The sequence below is a fragment of the Streptosporangium saharense genome, assembly GCF_014203715.1.
Lineage (GTDB): Bacteria > Actinomycetota > Actinomycetes > Streptosporangiales > Streptosporangiaceae > Streptosporangium > Streptosporangium saharense.
This window is the reverse complement of sequence record NZ_JACHJP010000005.1, coordinates 193,228-209,536: the sequence shown is the minus strand read 5'-3', so window position 1 is coordinate 209,536 and position 16,309 is coordinate 193,228. Positions and strand designations below refer to the sequence as shown.

The window sequence follows — 16,309 nt, the reverse complement described above, 5'->3', positions numbered from 1 at the left end:
CACTGTTCACCATATGAGTCTCCAAGGACCATGCCATGCGGATGAGACCCCGGCTCGGGCTGCTCACCACCACACACGCGGTCAACGACTTCTACCAGGGCGCGGTCCCGGTGGTCCTGCCGTTCCTCGTGATCGAGCGGGGGTACGGCTACGCGGCGGCCAGCGGGTTCACCCTGGCGGCCACGTTCCTGTCCAGCCTGCTGCAGCCCGCCTTCGGGATCCTCGCCGACCGGGTACGGCGACGCTGGCTGATCGCCGTGGGCATGCTGGTGGCCGGGCTCGGCATCGGCCTGTCCGGCGTCACCGGGGAGTACTGGCTCACCTGGTGCGCGATAGCGGTCTCCGGCATCGGCGTCGCGGCCTACCACCCGGAGGCCGCCAGAGCCGCCAGGGACGCCTCGGGAGGGTCGGCCCGCGGGATGAGCTGGTTCAGCGTGGGCGGCACCCTCGGCAGCGCGGGCGCCGCCCTGGTCGTGGCCCCGGTGCTCGGCGGCACAGGACTGGCGGGCACTCCCCTGCTGGCCCTGCCCGCGCTCGTCCTCGCCGTCGTGGCGCTGCCCCTGCTGCGGTCCCGCCCCGTCGCCGTGGAAGCGGTCCCCCCTCCCGCGACGGGGCGGGACGACTGGCGGGCGTTCGGCTGGCTGACGGCCGTGGTCGTGGTGCGGTCGGTCATCGCCTACGGCGTCCACTCGTTCCTGGCGCTGCTGCTGATCAGCCGCTTCCAGGTCTCGGACGTGGCCGCCACGCTGGCGGTCCTGGCCTACACCGGCACCGGCGTGGCCGGGACGCTGCTGGGCGGCCGCATGGCGGACCGCCTGGGGCGGGTGGCCACCGTACGGATCGGACTGGCGCTGTGCCCGCCCGGTGCGATCGGTCTGATGGTCGCCCCGAACCTGGGCCTCGCGCTGCTCGCCGCGGTGGTCCTCGGCCTGGGAGTGTTCATCCCGTTCGCCGTGGACGTGACGCTCGGCCAGGAGTACCTCCCGGGGCGGATCGGTACGGCCAGCGGCGTCACGCTGGGACTGTCGGTCTCCGCGGGCGGCGTGGTCGCGCCCCTGCTCGGTCTGCTCGCCGACGCCCACGGCCTGGTCACGGTGTTCGCCGTGGTGGCCTGCGTCCCTCTGGCCGGATTGGCCGTGTGCCGCTTCCTGCCGGAGACCCGTTCCAGGAAAGGATCCTCATGATGACGTTCACCTACCGGGGCGCCGACGGCTGCCCGTTGCACGCGACCACGGTCGGCTCCACGGGGGCGCCGCTCGTCCTGCTGCACGGCGGCGGCCCCGACCACCACAGCCTGCTGCCGCTGGCGCACCTGCTCGCCGACCGGCACACCGTGATCCTGCCGGACGTGCGCGGCTACGGACGGTCGGTCTGCGCCGACCCGGCCCTGCACACCTGGGACCAGTACGTCTCGGACGTCGTGGCGCTGCTGGACCACCTGGACCTCCGCGTCGCGGCGCTGGGCGGCACGGGCCTGGGCGCCACGGTGGCCCTGCGCGCCATGCTCGCCCATCCGGAGCGGGTGCGCGCCGCCGTACTGATCGGCGTCGAGGACATCGAGGACGACCAGGACAAGGAAGCCGAGACCGCCTTCCTCGACGCGTTCGCCGCCAGGGTGCGAACCGACGGCGTCGAGGCCGCCTGGACGCCCATCCTGGAGCACTTCCCACCGGTCATCGGGGCCATGGTGCGCGACGCCATCCCGCGTTCCGACCCGGCGAGCATCGCCGCCGCGGCGGCCATCGGCCACGACAGGTCCTTCCGCGACGTCGGCGAACTCGCCGCGATCACGACGCCGACCCTGGTGGTCCCGGGAACCGACGCGCGGCACCCCACGGAGCTCGCCGAGCGGGTCGTCCGGGTGCTGGGGGACGGCCATCTCGCGCCGGTCAGCGTCTCGGCCGACCTTCACACGGCCGACGACCTGGCGAGTGCGATCGCCCCCGCCCTGCGCGCCTTCCTGGCCGTCCCACGATGAGCCACCCGGACGGTCTGTTGGTCCACGAGGAGGCGAGAACCCATCCTGAGGGCTCGGTGCTGGCCGTCGGAGGACTGATCGTCGCGGTGCGCGACGTCCGTACGGTGGACTGGGCGGGCGACGGGATGTGCGCCCCCGGGGAGTCCCGCTTCCGCCGTACCCGCGACGCCGCCGAGGTGCTGGACCGTCTGGAGCGGGTACGGCTGACCGCCGCGACCCACGACAGCGGCCGGATCCGGGTGATGCCCTCGGCCATCTACACCGTCAACACGAGCGACGAACTGGGCAGGGGGCTGGCCGCCTTCGCCGACCGTCACCGGCTGCCGATCGGCGGCATGGCCGAGGCCATGCGCCAGACCTGGCTGACGCACAACGAACTGTTCTCGGACAACACCGCGGTGGTGCCCACGGACGCGCTGGCCATGGCCACCCGCCTTGGCGCCAGGGCCCTGCTGTGGGAGGAGGAGATCGGCAGCCTGCGGGTCGGCAGACGGGCCGACCTGGTCCTCGTCCGGCCGTTTGAGGGATTCCTGGTCCTGGGCGGCTCCACCGACGTCGACACCGTCATCGTGGACGGCCGGATCCTGGTGAGCTCCGGCCAGGTGACCCGCGTGCCGGAGCAGGCCGTACGGGAAAGGTTCGTCACCGCCGTCACCCAGATCGCCGGGCGTCTCTTCCGGGTGCCCGCTGAGCCACCTCACCGCGAGGTTCGGCCCTAGCCGGTTGCGGCGCCGTGGAGCGCGCGGGGGCCGTCCGCCGCCTCGCGGGCGATCTCGTCGAGGGCGGCCTGCGAGGCGGGGTCGGAGGCGCGGTAGATGATGAGCCGGTGGCCGGGGTCCTGAAGCGGGTTCAGCACCTCGAAGTCGACGGTGAGCGGCCCCACCCGGGGATGCAGCAGCGGCTTGCTGCCCCGGCCGTTCACCTTCACGTCACGCAGCGCCCACAGGCGGACGAACTCCTCGCTCTGCATCTGCAACTCGCCGACCAGCTCACCGAGCGCGGCGTCACCGGCGTTGGCGGCCCACGCCGCGCGCAGGTCGGCGATGCCCTCCCGCATCACGTGCTCGCGGTCACGGTAGAAGTCACGCAGGCCGGGATGGACGAAGCAGAGCCAGAGCGTGTTGCGCTGCCGGTCCGGCACGGTGCCGAAGTCCATCATCAGCGCGGCCATCTCGCGGTTCCAGGCGAGGATGTCGAAGCGGTGGTCGAGCAGCATGCACGGCAGCGGTGACAGGTCGTGGACCAGCCGCGCGACCGGCCCGGCGACCTGTCCGGAGGGGGCGACCCTGGCCTCCGCCCGCTGCCCGGCCAGGTCGAACAGGTAGGCCCGCTCGTCGTCGCTCAGCCGCAGCGCCCTGGCCAGGCCGTACAGCACCTCCGGGGAGGGCCGCAGGCCCCGTCCCTGCTCAAGGCGGATCACGTAGTCGACGCTTACCCCGGCCAGCTCGGCGACCTCCTCCCGCCTGAGGCCGGGAGTGCGGCGCGAACGCCCGTTTCTGGGGAGCGCGAGGTCGTCGGGCGCGAGGCGCTCACGTCGGAGGCGCAGGAACGCCGCCAGCTCGTTGGTCACGTCCGCGTTGCCGTTCACCGTCTCGATCCTACTCGGGAGCCTTCCTGGGACTCGCCTTCCCAGGAAGGGGCTTCACTGGCTGGCCGTACGCGAGCGTCCCAGCATGGAAGGAGCCAATCCGACACACAGGAGGCCATCGTGACCGAATCCGTCTCCCTCGATCTCTACCGGCTGCTCGGCCGTTCCGGTCTGCGCGTCTCCCCGCTGGCCCTGGGCACCATGACCTTCGGGTCCGACTGGGGCTGGGGCGCGGACAGGGACGAGGCGCGCCGGATCTTCGACACCTACCTCGACAGGGGCGGCAACTTCGTCGACACCGCCAACCAGTACACCAACGGTACGGCGGAGCGCCTGCTCGGCGAGTTCGTCCACGGCCGCCGCGAACGCCTGGTGCTCGCCACGAAGTACACGATCGCCACGCGCCCTGGCGACCCGAACTCGGGCGGCAACCACCGCAAGAGCATGGTCGCCTCGGTCGAGGCGAGCCTGCGCAGGCTCGGCACCGACTACATCGACCTGCTCTACCTGCACGCCTGGGACGGCACCACCCCGGTAGAGGAGGTGCTGCGCGCCATGGACGACCTGGTCAGGGCGGGCAAGGTGCTCTACGTCGGCATCTCCGACACCCCCGCCTGGCAGGTCTCCCGCATGCAGGCGATCGCCGACCTGCGCGGCTGGAGCCCGCTGGTCGCCCTGCAGATCGAGTACAGCCTCATCGAGCGGACCGTCGAGCGTGACCTCATCCCGATGGCACGCGAGATGGGACTCGGGGTGATCCCCTGGTCCCCGCTCGGCAGCGGCGTGCTGACCGGCAAGTACACCCGCGACGACCTGGAGACCGGAGAGGCGTCCGCGGCTCCCGAGGGGACACGCAGGAACGTCGCGGTCGCCAACGGCTCCCTGACCGAGCGCGGCCTCACCATCGCCGACGTGGTCAGGGACGTCGCCGCAGGTAAGGGGGCCACTCCCGCGCAGGTCGCGCTCGCCTGGACGCTGCTCGACCCCGCGGTCACGGCCCCGATCGTCGGGGCGAGGACCCTCACGCAGCTGGAGGACAACCTGGGCGCCCTTGGGCTGCGCCTCACCGAGGACGAGGTGGCCGCCCTCGACGAGGCCAGCGCCGTCGATCTCGGCTTCCCGCACACGTTCCTGGCCAGCCCGATGCCCCGGGGCCTCATCTTCGGCGGCACCAGGGTCGCGCGCTGATCAACGCACGGCGGAGAGCTTGCGCGTCCTGCTCGCCACGACGTCCGCGGCCCACAGCGCGACGCCGATGTAGAGGACCTGCTCGGGAATCCGCTGCCACAGCGGGGTCGCCGGCTCTCCCCCGAGGGTCGTCTCGGCCAGCACGGCGTAGATGTTGGCCGGGAGCATGAGCACGAACAGCAGCGCCAGGGAGATCCCGGCCGCCCGCCGCGTGGCGGGGAGCACCAGGCCGACCGCCCCGGCCAGCTCCAGGATGCCGGTCAGGTAGACCACGAAGGCGGGGAGCGGGACGAACGGCGGAACCATCGCCACCATGTCGGCGTGGTTCGGCATGAAGGTCACGCTCGGCGGGACGAAATGGGCACTGGCCGTCATCACCAGCATGACGGCCAGCCCGTGGGCGGCACTCACCCTCCAGGTGGCGAAGCGCGCCACACCGAACACCGCACCCAACAGGCGGAAGAACAGCGTGGCCACGAAAAGGACGATCACGGTCATAGAACTCACCTTCCTTGGATAGTGATGTTATCCAACATTCGATAGCAGCGCTACCCAATGGGTTCCATATTCCCGAAGGCGGCTTCGTCGAACACGCACGGTGGGCCCCACCGGAGGTCGGCTTCTCGCAGGCGACGGGTCGAGAAGCCGCCGTCCGTCGTTCCGCGGACAGGGTGTCGCGTGCCACGCCGTACAGCCAGCCGATCGCACCGCCCAGGCCGGAGCGGCAGGTGTGCGCCGAGCCGAGCACCGCGACCGTGTGGGCCGTGGATCGCGTGACGGCTCCGACGTGGCGCCCGCAGAAGGCTTCGAAAGCCTCCCGTCATCCTCCCGAACACGTCAGCGCCCGGAAGGGCGACATACCCGACGTCCGCCCTTCCCCGGCACCCTTCGACATCCGCCCAGCCGTTCCCTGGCGGGCAGGTCCCTGGCGGGAAGGCCCATTCCTTGGCGAGCGGGCCCACCCAGTCGGAGAATCGCCGTGGCTAACCGGCGAACCGTCGCGCGAGGTCCCTGGCCCACCGTGCGACCTCGACCGCCCGGTCACCGGAAACGGGCGCGCCGGGCATCCGGCTCAGCCGCTCCACCTGATCGGCGAAGCCCAGATACTCCCGGTGCGCGTGCTCCCGGCACGGAAGGCAGGTGACGCTCTCCGGCCGGGGCGAGGTCATCGCGAAGGGCACCCGAAGCCCGCAACCGGTGGTGACAACACTCGGACTCTCAGGCACGAGCCCGAACGTCGACACGATCACCCCACGGGAGGCACCCCCGACCTGCGGCACCGACCGTTCGACATGAATGTGCGGATCACCCTCGCTCACCCACAACAAACTAACGCGACTCCCACCGAACCGGTCAGTACCCTGCTGCGAACGATCACCGGTTCGACAGGAGGAACCTCGTGGGAAACGTACTGGTGACCGGGGCCACCGGAGGGATAGGGAGGGCGTTGGTCGGGGCGCTCGTGGAGGCCGGGCACCGGGTGGTCGCCCTGGGGCGTGACGTCGGGCGGCTCGGCGTGCCGGGGATCGAGGCCGACCTCGCCGAACCCGCGACGCTGGCCGCCGCCCTGGGGAAAGCCGCAGGAGAGCTGGAGGACATACAGGCGCTGGTGCACTGCGCGGGGATCTCCCCCGTCGAGACCGTCGCCGAGACCGATCCCGAGACGTGGCGGCGGACGCTGGCGGTGAACGCGGCCTCCGCCGCCGAGCTGGTACGGCTGACGCTGCCCGCGTTGCGCCGCTCCAAGGGCCACGTGATCTTCGTCAACGCCTCCCCCGGGATGACCGGTGTCCCCCGCTGGTCGGCGTTCGTCGCCAGCAAGGCGGCGCTGCGGGAACTGGCCGAGTCACTGCGCGCGGAGGAGGCGGCCCACGGGGTGCGCGTCACCACGGTCTTTCCCGGAGGGACGGCGACCGACCTGCTGGGAGAGGTCAGACACGCCTTCGGCCGCCCGTACGACCCCGACCTGTGCATCCAACCTCGGTCCCTGGCCGCGATGATCGTCTGGGCCCTGAACGCACCCCCCGACGCCTACGCCTGCGACCTTTCCATCATCGGTTCATTCTGTTTTGGATAATGTCCGAATGGCATTCAGAGAACTGAGAATCTTGCTCGCGGTGTTACTTATCGTTTCCACCACCGCCTGCGGCGCGGTCGAAAATGTCGTGGGAAGAAAAGGTTTCCGGTCCGGAAGCATCACGATGGAACCCACCATCAGGAAAGGCCAACACATCACCGCTCGCACGGTCGACGAGAATTACTTACCGAAAATCGGCGAGGTCGTCGTCTATCGGCCACCCACATATTGGCTCGACCAGGAACCCCAACTGGATGCCGACTTTCTCACAGCACGGATCATCGGCGTCCCCGGAAGCTCCGTCAGCTGTTGCGACACCACAGGAAAGGTGGTGGTGGACGGGCGTCCGCTGCCTGAGCCGTACGTGTCCGCGAGCCCCGCCTCCGCCGTGACCTTCGAGATCGACGTGCCACCGGACCGGCTCTGGATCATGGGCGACAACCGTGACGTGTCCGCGGACTCACGCGCCTATCGGGACGCCCCCGAACGCGGCACGATCGCGATTTCGGACGTCGTGGGAGTCGTGGACAACGTCGGTTCCAACTGAGCCCCGCGAGTCTGAAGACCGTTCAGTCGAACAGCGACAGATCCACGGAGTCAGCCAGAGCCTGATAACCCGCGTCACTGCCGTGCAGATAATCCCCGCTGTGGAATTCCTCCCTGATCCGGCTCGGGCGGTCCGGGTCGCGCCAGACGGCGTCGAAGTCCAGCACGGCGTCGAAGGCACCCCCGGCACGAATCCACTCGTTGACCGTCTGACGTGCGCGCTCGCCCTCCGGCGTGTAGGTCTCCGCGTCCCCGTAGGGCGGGATCGTGGTGGCGTAGACCCGCACGCCGCGTTCGCGCGCCCGGGCGGCCAGTTGTCGGTAGCCCGCGATGACGTCGTCCGCCGTCACCGGCGCCCCGGGGAACATCCTCAGGAAATCGGCCAGGGAGTCGTCGCGCGGGGCGAAGGAGATCGCGATGTCGCCCCCCGAGGAGAGCACCACGTGGCCGAGACCGGGCGTCGCCAGCACATCACGGTCGAAGCGGGCCAGAACGGCGACACCGATGCCGTTGTTGAGCAGCCGGTTGCCGCTGATGCCCTGGTTGGAGATGTAACCGGCTGCCGCGCCCTGCGAGGCGAGACGTTCGGCCAGCAGTTCCGGCCAGCTGTGGTTGGTGTCCGGGGTCGATCCGGTGCCGTCGACCCGGGAGTCGCCCACCACCACGATGGTCCTGGCCGGGCCGTCGGTGAGCAGCTCGACGGCGGAGATCAGGGCCCGCACCGGCAGAACCTCGGCGTTCTCCGGCACGACGGGGACGGCGACGGCGTCGCCCGGGATCATCCAGCCGGTCTCCAAACCGGGGTCGTGGCAGGTGCAGGTCTCCACCCGTTCCGGCAGGTAGAGGCTGATGGACAGCTTGGCGAGCGCGGGCAGGAGCAGATCGACCGGATCGCTGAGGACCGGCGCACCCGCCGGAACCGTGACGGCCGACGCGCCGGAGAAGGTCAGCACGCGCTCGCTGCCCGGCCGAACCCCGCCACCGGGCGTCGCGAGGCCCACCCGCGCCGCGCCGATGCTGAGGGGCCCGGTCCCGAACTCGTTGGTGAAGCGGACCCGCACCCGATGCCCACCACCGCTGACACGCACCACCTGGCGCAGGGTCACGTCGGCGAGGGGCGGGTGGTCCTCGAACGAACCGAGCCCGTCGTGGACCGCCTGCGGCGAGGCACCCCAGCTCCGCACCCAGCCGCTGTTCGTCTCGATCATCTGTCGCCTCCGTTGTTCGTGTTTGTACGGCATGCGAAGACTGGGGCGGGTCACTGACACGGGACAAACACGGCGCTGACACGCTCCGGGGCGCGCGAAGATTGGGGGATGGACGGGGCAGCACGACTTCGCATCACGCTGCTCGGCGCGTTCCAGGTCTCTTGCGGCGGCACCGTCCTGCCCGTTCCCGGCGCCCGGTTGCAGGGTCTGCTCGTCCGGTTGGCGCTCACCGGTGGCCGCGCGGTCGAACCGGGCGTGCTGGTCGACGCGATCTGGGCCGAGAAGCCGCCGTCCGGCCCCGGCCCCGCCCTGCAGACCCTCGTCTCCCGGCTGCGCCGTACGCTCACCCGGACCGGTGCCACCCGTGACGTGGTCACGCAGGGCGCGGGCGGCTACCGGCTGGCGGTGGACCCGGTCGACGTGGACGCGCTGCGCTTCGAGCGGCTCACCGCCACCGGCCGGGAGAGGCTGCGGGCGGGCGACCCGGAAGCCGCGAGCACCGCGCTCACCGAGGCCATGGCGTTGTGGGGCGACCGTCCCGGCACCGAACCCGCGATCATCGCGGCCGTCGCGCCCACGGTCGCGACCCGGCTGGCGCATCTGTCCATCGAGGCGGTCGCCGACCTCGCCGAGGCCGAGGTGTCGCTGGGCCTGGCCGAGGCCGCCGCCGACCGGCTGACCGTGGTGCTGGCCGAGCAGCCGGTCCATGAGCGGGCGGCCGCGCTGCTGATGGACGCGCTCGCCGCCCAGGGGCGTCAGGCCGAGGCGCTGGCCGTCCACGAGCGGGTCCGTCAGTCCCTGGCCGACGCCCTCGGCGCCGACCCGGGCACCGCCCTGCGGGAACGCCATCTGCGTCTGCTGCACCCCACCCCGGTCGAAAATCCGAGGGTTCCGAACAACAACCTGCCCCTGCCGCTGACCAGTTTCATCGGCCGCGACGACGACCTCACGCGCGTCGGCGACCTGCTCGCCACCGGACGCCTGGTCACCGTCCTCGGCCCCGGTGGCGCGGGGAAGACCCGGCTCGCGCTGGAGGCCGCCCGCCGCCACCGCCACGAGTACCGCGACGGCGCCTGGCTCATCGACCTCGCGTCCGTCACCGAACCGGCGAAGATCGCCACCGCCGTACTCGCCGGGATCGGGCTGCGGGGCGGCGCGATGCTCGACGCCCGCAGGCGAGTCGAGAGTGACGAACTGGACGTTCTCGTCAGCCAGGAGTGCCTGCTGCTGATCGACAACTGCGAGCACCTGATCGACGCCGTGGCCCACCTGGTCGCGACGCTGCTCCCCCGCTGCCCCGGGCTGCGCGTGCTCGCCACCAGCCGCGAACCCCTCGCGGTCGACGGCGAGGCGCTCGTGCCGCTGGCCCCGCTCACGCTGCCCGACCCGGACGACGACGTCGAACAGGCCGGAGGAACGCCATCGGTTCGTCTGTTCATCGAGCGGGCCGCCGCCGTACGACCCGGTTTCGACCTCGAAGAGACCACGCTGCCCGACATCGTGCGCGTGGTGCGCGGCCTGGACGGCATGCCGCTGGCCCTTGAGCTGGCAGCCGCCCGGTTGCGGACGCTGTCGCTGCCCGACCTGGCCGACGGGCTCTCCGACCGGTTCCGGCTGCTCACCACCGGCAGCCGCACCGCCCCACCCCGGCACCGTACGCTGCGTGCGATCATCGCCTGGAGCTGGGAGCTGCTCAGCGAGCACGAACGCGTCGTCGCGGAACGGATCTCCGTCCTGCCCGGCGGCGTCACCCCCGCCTCAGCCACCGCCGTCTGCGTCGGCACCGCCGTACCCGCCGCCGAGATCCCCGAGCTGCTCGCCGCCCTCGTCGATCGGTCGCTGCTGCAGCTCGCGCCCGGCACCGGCCGTTACCGCATGCTCGAAACCATCCGCGAGTACGGCGTCGGCCGCCTTACCGAAACCGGCGACCTCCGTACGGCCCGCGACCTGGCCGCCGTCCATTTCGCCGAGCTGATGGCCCGCCACGACCCTCGGCTGCGCGGGCCAGGCCAGCTGACGGCCATGGAGATCATCGGCGCCGAGTACGACAACACGCTCGCCGCCCTGCGTCACCTGTGCGCCACCCACGACTCCCCCGGCGCGACCACCCTCGCCCTGACCCTGATCTGGTACTGGCAGATGTTCGGCCGCCACTCCGACGCCGCCTACTGGCTGGGCGAGGTCCTGGCGGTGCCCGGCGGCGGGCCGACGCCCGAGCGTGACTGCGCCCGGGCCGCCTACCTGCTCAACCGGGCGGACATCCTGTCCGGAATCACCACGGGAGAGGCCGCGGACGACCGGGCGGAGATGCGTGAGCTGGCCGACCGGCTGCTCGCGCATCCTGAGCTGCCGGGCCACTACCGCGTGTTCGGCCCGGTCCTGCTCTTCCTCCAGGAGGAGCAGGCCGCACTCGCGATCTTCCAGCAATTGGCCGACGGCGACGACGTGTGGCTGTCCGGGCTGGCCCACATGTTCCTGGCCGAGATCGCCGAGACCATGGGCGCGCTCGACCGGATGCGCGTCCACGCGGAGGCGGCCCTGACCCGCTTCGAGCAGGCCGGTGACCGTTGGGGCCGGGCCGCCACGCTGCCGGTACGTGCTCGACTGCGGCGATACGACGACCTCGACGGCGCGCTGTCCGACCTGCGCGAGGCCCAGACTCTGGCGGGCGAGTTCGGCGCGCTCAGCCTCGGCGACCGGTTCTACGGCGACCTGCGCTGGATCGACGTGCACCTCCGGCGCGGCGAGACCGAGCAGGCTATGGCCATGATCGACTCAGCCCGGGAGCGGGCGCTGCACGCGTCCTCGGCGGAGATGCTGGTCCTGATCAACGCGCGGGAAGCCGACTTCCGAGTACGGCTCGGCGACCTGGACAGGGCGGCCGACCTGCTCGCCGACGCCGCGTTTCCCACGGACCACGCCCGGGCGCTGGTCGGCAACGCACGGGCCGCGCTCTGCCTGGCACTGGGCGACCTGCCCGGCGCCGACAAGGCACTGCGGGAGGCATACGCCGCCGCGCTGGCGACCCGGGAACTGCCGACCCTGTCACCGGTGGCGGTGACCGCCGCCACACTCGCCGCAGCACGCGGACGGCACCACGAGGCGGCCGTACGGCTCGGCGCCGCCGCCCGCCTGCGAGGCGCGCACGACCACACCGATCCGCGGATCCGCGACCTCACCCACCGCGCCCAGACCACCCTGGGCGAGGAGGCATTCGGTGCGGCCTACACGAAAGGCTGGGAACTGGACACCCAGACGGCCATGGCCCTGGCTGACCCGGCCTCGAAGTCTGTCACCGCATGGTGGTTTCGATCGCCTGCTTGAGGTGCGTGTTACGCAGCAGGATCAGCTTGGTCATGTAACGGCGCAGGACGAGGGCCTCGGCGAAGGTGCCCAATGGACCGGCGGGTGCGGCGAACTCGACGACGTCTTTCATGAGGGTCGCCTCGACGCCGCTGTCACCGTCCCGCGTCGATTCGAAGGTGTGCTCGTGGCGCCAGTACCGAAACGGGCCGCTCACCTGTTCGTCGACAAAGTACGAGGGCCGGATGTAGGCACTGATCGTCGAGGTCAGGTGCCATGTGAGGCCGAGGTGCCGCGCCCGCCACGTGACCTGGTCGCCCAGGGAGAGCCGCCCGGAGGTAACCCCCGCGACCGCCCTCTCGCCCGAGTCGCGCATGGAAGAGGTGTGCGCCTCGACCGACAAGGACGTGTCGAAGACGACCGACGGAGGCGCGAGAACCAGGGTGGTCACCTCGAAACGGGACATGCGCGGATCCTAACCGCCACCTGCCCGGTGCCCGCGAAACGCTTCCGCGCTCTCAGGAACGCGCGGGACTACCTACCGGCCAGCAGCTCGGGAAGCCCCACGGGCCGCAGGGTCTCCTCCGGGGCCTCGGCCTCGACGAGCTCGGCCAGGGACCCCCAATGATCCCCTGCTGTTCGCTCGGCTCCAGGTGGACGCGGGTGATGGTCGCCGTGCCGTAAGCCCGCGCGAGGAAGTACCGCACGGGTTCGCCACCCCACAGCACGTCCGTTTCGAAGACCCACAGGCACGGCCCCCACTCGCCCTCCTTCACCCCTCCACCAGGAGGCACCCAGAACAGCTCCCCAACTGGAGACCCAGGAACGACACGGAACAGACGCACCCGAAGATCGTTTCCCGTGCCATCCACGACGGGCGGTTCCTCGGCAGGCGCTCGTGGAGGCGGGGCATCAGTTGATCGCCGTGGGGCGCGGTACCGGGCAGTTGAACACGCGCGGGGCCAAGACACATCCACGACGTGGAAGAACCGTGGGACTCGCAGGCGGCTCTCCCGTCGAAGCCGTTGCCGGACCGACCAACGCCCTGGACGACAATCCAACGCCATGCGAATATGTGTTCGATTTATGAAGATCGCCAACGGGAGCGAGCCCCGTGGTCATGCCGGGGTGCTCTCCCCTCTCCTCCAGAACGGAGTATCTGTGCGCTGCGCTCCTCTACCTCGCCGATTAGTCGCCTGGGCCGGGTCCCTGCTCCTGGCGACGGCCCTGCTCGTCACTCAGACGCCCACCGCCTCGAACGCGGCGGTCCCCGCGATCATCACCGACCTCGGCGTCGCCGGGAGGGGTGGAGACGTGGTGGCGCGCAGCAAGAAGGTCTTCGTCGCCGCCGACGACCAGATCGTGGTCGCGTCCATCGACGGCAAGGTCATCGGCACGGTCCCCGGCCTGTCCGGCGCTGTCGCCCTGGCCGCGCCCAAGGCGGGAAGGAAGGTGTACGCGGCACTGCGCGATTCGCACGAAGTGATCGAGATCGACATCGTCACGCTCGCCATCACCAAGCGCATCGACCTCACCGCCTACCCGTGCCCGTCGAGCCTGGCGCAGGAGTACGACCGGCTGTGGATCGGTTTCGGCTGCGGCGAAGCGGGAGAGGGAGGCGTTCTCGGCCTCACCACGTCGGAGGCGACCCCAACCCCCGTCCGGGTCGGGCCGGCCACGACCCGGGCTCCACTCGTCGCCGTCGCCGGAAACACGCTGGTGGCCGGGGAGCCGGGAACCACGGTCAGGGTGTACGACATCAGCACCACGCCCGCCACGTCACGCGGCGAGTTCCCCGGAGAGGCGAACGGGCTGCGGGATCTCGCACTCGCCGAGCACGGGGCGACGGCGCTGACGGCGCTGGACGACACCCGCCGGTTCGACTCCTGGTACACGACGGCCCTGACGCGAGGCCGCGCCTACGACAGCAACGGATTCGGCGGGCACGGCATCCCCACCGCCATCGGGGCCAGCCCGAACGGCGCCTACGCCGTGGGCGGCTGGAACTCCTCCGCGGGCGACGCGGCCGAGCTCGTGGTGTACGACACGACCACCTCGGAGGTCGTCTACACGGCCGCCCACCAGGGGAAGACGGTGGTTGCGGGCAGCATCGAGTTCTACGGCACGCTCACCTTCGCGGTCCTGAAAGAGCCCGGCACCGGGCGGATGCACCTCTGGCGGCTGCCGCCCTCGCCCTACCACTCCTCCACGCTGACCCTGACGGCTCCCGCCAAGGTGACCACGCTCAAGCAGTCGACCTTCACCGGGCAGCTCACACTGAGCAGCGGACTGCCACCCGGCGTACAGACGCTCGAACTGTACAGCTCGCTCCCCGACGGCACCTCCAGGCCGTTCCAGGAGATCACCACGGCGGCGGACGGGACCTACCGGTTCACCGACGCCCCACCGTCCACCGGGACGTTCGGATATCAGGTGTACTGGCCGGGCAACTCATGGTTCCGGGGTAGCGGCTCCTCGGTGACCGTCACGGTGGCCCTGTACGAGCCGACGCTCACCGTGACCGGACCGGCGACGGGCAACGTCGGCGAACGGCTTGACGTCAACGGCACCTTCGGCGCCGACGGCATCACCTTCCCGCAGACGACCGTCACCGTCTCGCGCAAGGTCGTCAGCCCGGACGGCACCGTCACCTCCAAGAGCCTGGTGAAGTTGCGCCCTGCCGCCGACGGTTCGTTCAGCTTCTCCGACACGCCGACCACGGCTGGCGAACACACGTACACCGTCAGCTTGGTCGGCAACTCGACCATGAAGCCAGCGAAGACCACCCACGTGGTCACCGTCCTCCAGCCGCCCGCGTAGCGTGGAGACCTGACCTGAGGCGCGGTTTCGGACTGGCGCGTCTCGATCAACACAATGGTCGCGTACGGCCTGGCCTGTCGCCCTCCGCACGAGCCGGAACCAGCTTGGCTGACGGCCCAAGAACCTCGGAAACGACGAGATCCCGCCTGATCACAATGATCGGACGGGATCCCGTCAACCTCGGTTACCTGCCTCAACGGCGTTCGAAGTCTCCAGACATGCCGGGCCATGACACCCGATCGCCGTGGCCAGATCCTTGGCGCAGGTTCTGTCCGAACGTGCGAGCGTCAGTCCCCAACCTGCCCGGTCAGGCTCGGGCCGCCGAGTCCGGCGAGCAGTTCACGCAGCAAACCGGCGAGCTGGTCACGGCGTTCGGGCGCGAGGTGGCCGATGAGGCGGTCCTCCGCCGCGAGCAGGTCGGCGACAACGCGGTCAAGCAGGGCGTTGCCCGCGTCGGTGAGGGTGACCGCACGCGCGTGGTAACCCGACCCGGCGGTGGTCCGTTCGACCAGCCCCGCCCTGACCGCTCGCTCCACGCGCTGCGTGATCGCACCGCGCGTCACCATGCACGCGTCGGCCAGCTCGCTCGGACTCATCCGGTACGGCGTGCCAGCGCGTCGCAGCGTGGACAGCAGATCCAGCACGGCGACATCGATGCCCAGGTTCGCGAGGAGACGGCGGCGCTCGTCGCCGAACACCTTGGCCGCCCACCAGATCCGGGTGATCACCCCGATCGACTCCACCGGCACGCCGGGCAACTCACGCCGCCAGGCGTCTTGGATGACGTCGGCACCATCGCGTGGCGGGTCAGCGGCCACGTTCCGCGCCGCCGTTCACCTGGATGATCTGCGCGGTGACGTGCCCGCCACCGGGCGAGGCGAGCCAGTGCACGGTCTCCGCGACGTCCTGCGGCGTCCCGGGTCGGCCCGTCTGGGTCTGCCCGACGAGCATCGCGCGGCGGTTGTCATCCAGGGCGTCGCCGAAGAACTCGGTGTCCTCGATGAACCCCGGGGCGACCACATTCACCGTGATGCCGCGTGGCCCGAGAGCGGCGGCGAGGTCGAACGCGTACGGGTGCAGGGCCGCCTTCATCGGGCCGTAGGAGGTGCCGCCCGAGCCACGGAAGGCCGCGATCGAGGAGATGAACACGATCCGCCCCGACGGGTTCAGCAGATCGCGAAAGGCCTCGGTCGGCAGCACCGACGTCAACACGTTGGCCCGGAAGTTGCCCGTCCAACGCCCCACGACATCATCGGAACCACCGCGCCCTTCGACGTTGCCACCCGCGTTGTTGACCAGCACGTCGATCGTGCCGAAACGTTCGACCAGGTCGGCACGCACTCGCTCGACCCCGGCCGGCTCACTCAGGTCGGCAGGCAGCGCGGTGCCGCCGATCTCCTTGGCCACCTTCTCCAGCACGTCGACCCGCCGACCGACAATCACCACCCGGTCCCCATCGGCCGCGAAGCGCGCTGCCACCGCCTTACCAATACCGGTACCGCCACCGCTGACCACGATCGTGCGCGTCATGCCAATCCCCATTCAGTTTAGACCTAAACTGAGCCTAGCAAAGCGCCACACCTGACGCTTCGGCGCCGAAC

15 protein-coding genes are annotated in these 16,309 nt (G+C 70.7%); 8 read left to right on the top strand and 7 right to left on the bottom strand.

The genetic code is table 11. The features are described 5' to 3' along the window. Positions 1–35: 35 nt before the first annotated feature. From FHS44_RS24020 to FHS44_RS24010, 3 genes are read left to right on the top strand one after another with little or no spacing between them, the layout of a single operon-like run. On the top strand, positions 36–1,184 hold the full coding sequence (locus tag FHS44_RS24020) for an MFS transporter (RefSeq protein ID WP_184718366.1): 1,149 nt from the start codon (positions 36–38) through the stop codon (positions 1,182–1,184). Further along, positions 1,181–1,978: an alpha/beta fold hydrolase gene (locus FHS44_RS24015; RefSeq protein ID WP_184718363.1), complete on the top strand. Its 798-nt coding sequence runs from the start codon at positions 1,181–1,183 to the stop codon at positions 1,976–1,978. Before FHS44_RS24020 ends, FHS44_RS24015 begins: the two co-directional genes overlap by 4 nt. Continuing rightward, positions 1,975–2,697, top strand: coding sequence for an amidohydrolase family protein (locus tag FHS44_RS24010; protein ID WP_184718361.1), 723 nt, complete (start codon positions 1,975–1,977; stop codon positions 2,695–2,697). The genes FHS44_RS24015 and FHS44_RS24010 overlap by 4 nt, the downstream gene beginning before the upstream one ends. Here the strand turns inward: FHS44_RS24010 and FHS44_RS24005 are convergent. Next, entirely contained in the window at positions 2,694–3,566 is an 873-nt protein-coding gene (locus FHS44_RS24005) for a helix-turn-helix transcriptional regulator (protein WP_184718359.1), read from the bottom strand. The genes FHS44_RS24010 and FHS44_RS24005 overlap by 4 nt on opposite strands. Positions 3,567–3,686: 120 nt before the next feature. Here FHS44_RS24005 and FHS44_RS24000 point away from each other — a divergent pair, with 120 nt between their 5' ends. Continuing rightward, complete coding sequence (locus tag FHS44_RS24000; protein WP_184718357.1) at positions 3,687–4,754, top strand: aldo/keto reductase; 1,068 nt, start codon at positions 3,687–3,689, stop codon at positions 4,752–4,754. On the opposite strand, the gene FHS44_RS42830 is transcribed toward FHS44_RS24000, so the two are convergent. After that, complete coding sequence (locus FHS44_RS42830) at positions 4,755–5,252, bottom strand: DoxX family protein (RefSeq protein ID WP_184718355.1); 498 nt, start codon at positions 5,250–5,252, stop codon at positions 4,755–4,757. A 485-nt stretch (positions 5,253–5,737) separates the two neighbouring features. After that, positions 5,738–6,073: a hypothetical protein gene (locus FHS44_RS23990; RefSeq protein ID WP_184718353.1), complete on the bottom strand. Its 336-nt coding sequence runs from the start codon at positions 6,071–6,073 to the stop codon at positions 5,738–5,740. A gap of 80 nt (positions 6,074–6,153) precedes the next feature. On the opposite strand from FHS44_RS23990, the gene FHS44_RS23985 reads away from it, so the two are divergent. Together FHS44_RS23985 and lepB are read left to right on the top strand one after the other, a co-directional pair. Then, complete coding sequence (locus FHS44_RS23985) at positions 6,154–6,831, top strand: SDR family NAD(P)-dependent oxidoreductase (RefSeq protein ID WP_312863789.1); 678 nt, start codon at positions 6,154–6,156, stop codon at positions 6,829–6,831. Between the two features lie 7 nt (positions 6,832–6,838). Beyond that, positions 6,839–7,378, top strand: a complete 540-nt coding sequence (lepB, locus tag FHS44_RS23980) for a signal peptidase I (RefSeq protein ID WP_184718351.1) — start codon at positions 6,839–6,841, stop codon at positions 7,376–7,378. Positions 7,379–7,400: 22 nt separating this feature from the next. On the opposite strand, the gene FHS44_RS23975 is transcribed toward lepB, so the two are convergent. Continuing rightward, positions 7,401–8,585 carry an SGNH/GDSL hydrolase family protein gene (locus FHS44_RS23975; protein ID WP_184718349.1) on the bottom strand — a complete coding sequence of 395 codons (1,185 nt, stop codon included), beginning with the start codon at positions 8,583–8,585 and terminating at the stop codon, positions 7,401–7,403. Between the two features lie 108 nt (positions 8,586–8,693). Between FHS44_RS23975 and FHS44_RS23970 the strand changes: the two genes are divergently transcribed. Continuing rightward, positions 8,694–11,909, top strand: a complete 3,216-nt coding sequence (locus FHS44_RS23970) for an ATP-binding protein (protein ID WP_184718347.1) — start codon at positions 8,694–8,696, stop codon at positions 11,907–11,909. Here the strand turns inward: FHS44_RS23970 and FHS44_RS23965 are convergent. Further along, positions 11,878–12,354 carry an SRPBCC family protein gene (locus FHS44_RS23965; RefSeq protein ID WP_184718345.1) on the bottom strand — a complete coding sequence of 159 codons (477 nt, stop codon included), beginning with the start codon at positions 12,352–12,354 and terminating at the stop codon, positions 11,878–11,880. The genes FHS44_RS23970 and FHS44_RS23965 overlap by 32 nt on opposite strands. A 695-nt stretch (positions 12,355–13,049) precedes the next feature. Between FHS44_RS23965 and FHS44_RS23960 the strand changes: the two genes are divergently transcribed. After that, complete coding sequence (locus tag FHS44_RS23960) at positions 13,050–14,708, top strand: YncE family protein (RefSeq protein WP_184718343.1); 1,659 nt, start codon at positions 13,050–13,052, stop codon at positions 14,706–14,708. A gap of 287 nt (positions 14,709–14,995) precedes the next feature. Here FHS44_RS23960 and FHS44_RS23955 read toward each other — a convergent pair whose 3' ends face one another. Together FHS44_RS23955 and FHS44_RS23950 are read right to left on the bottom strand one after the other, a co-directional pair. Further along, positions 14,996–15,457, bottom strand: a complete 462-nt coding sequence (locus tag FHS44_RS23955) for a MarR family winged helix-turn-helix transcriptional regulator (RefSeq protein WP_312863788.1) — start codon at positions 15,455–15,457, stop codon at positions 14,996–14,998. A 58-nt stretch (positions 15,458–15,515) separates the two neighbouring features. Then, a complete protein-coding gene (locus FHS44_RS23950) occupies positions 15,516–16,238 on the bottom strand; it encodes an SDR family NAD(P)-dependent oxidoreductase (protein ID WP_184718339.1) in 723 nt (240 codons plus the stop codon). Positions 16,239–16,309 lie beyond the last annotated feature (71 nt).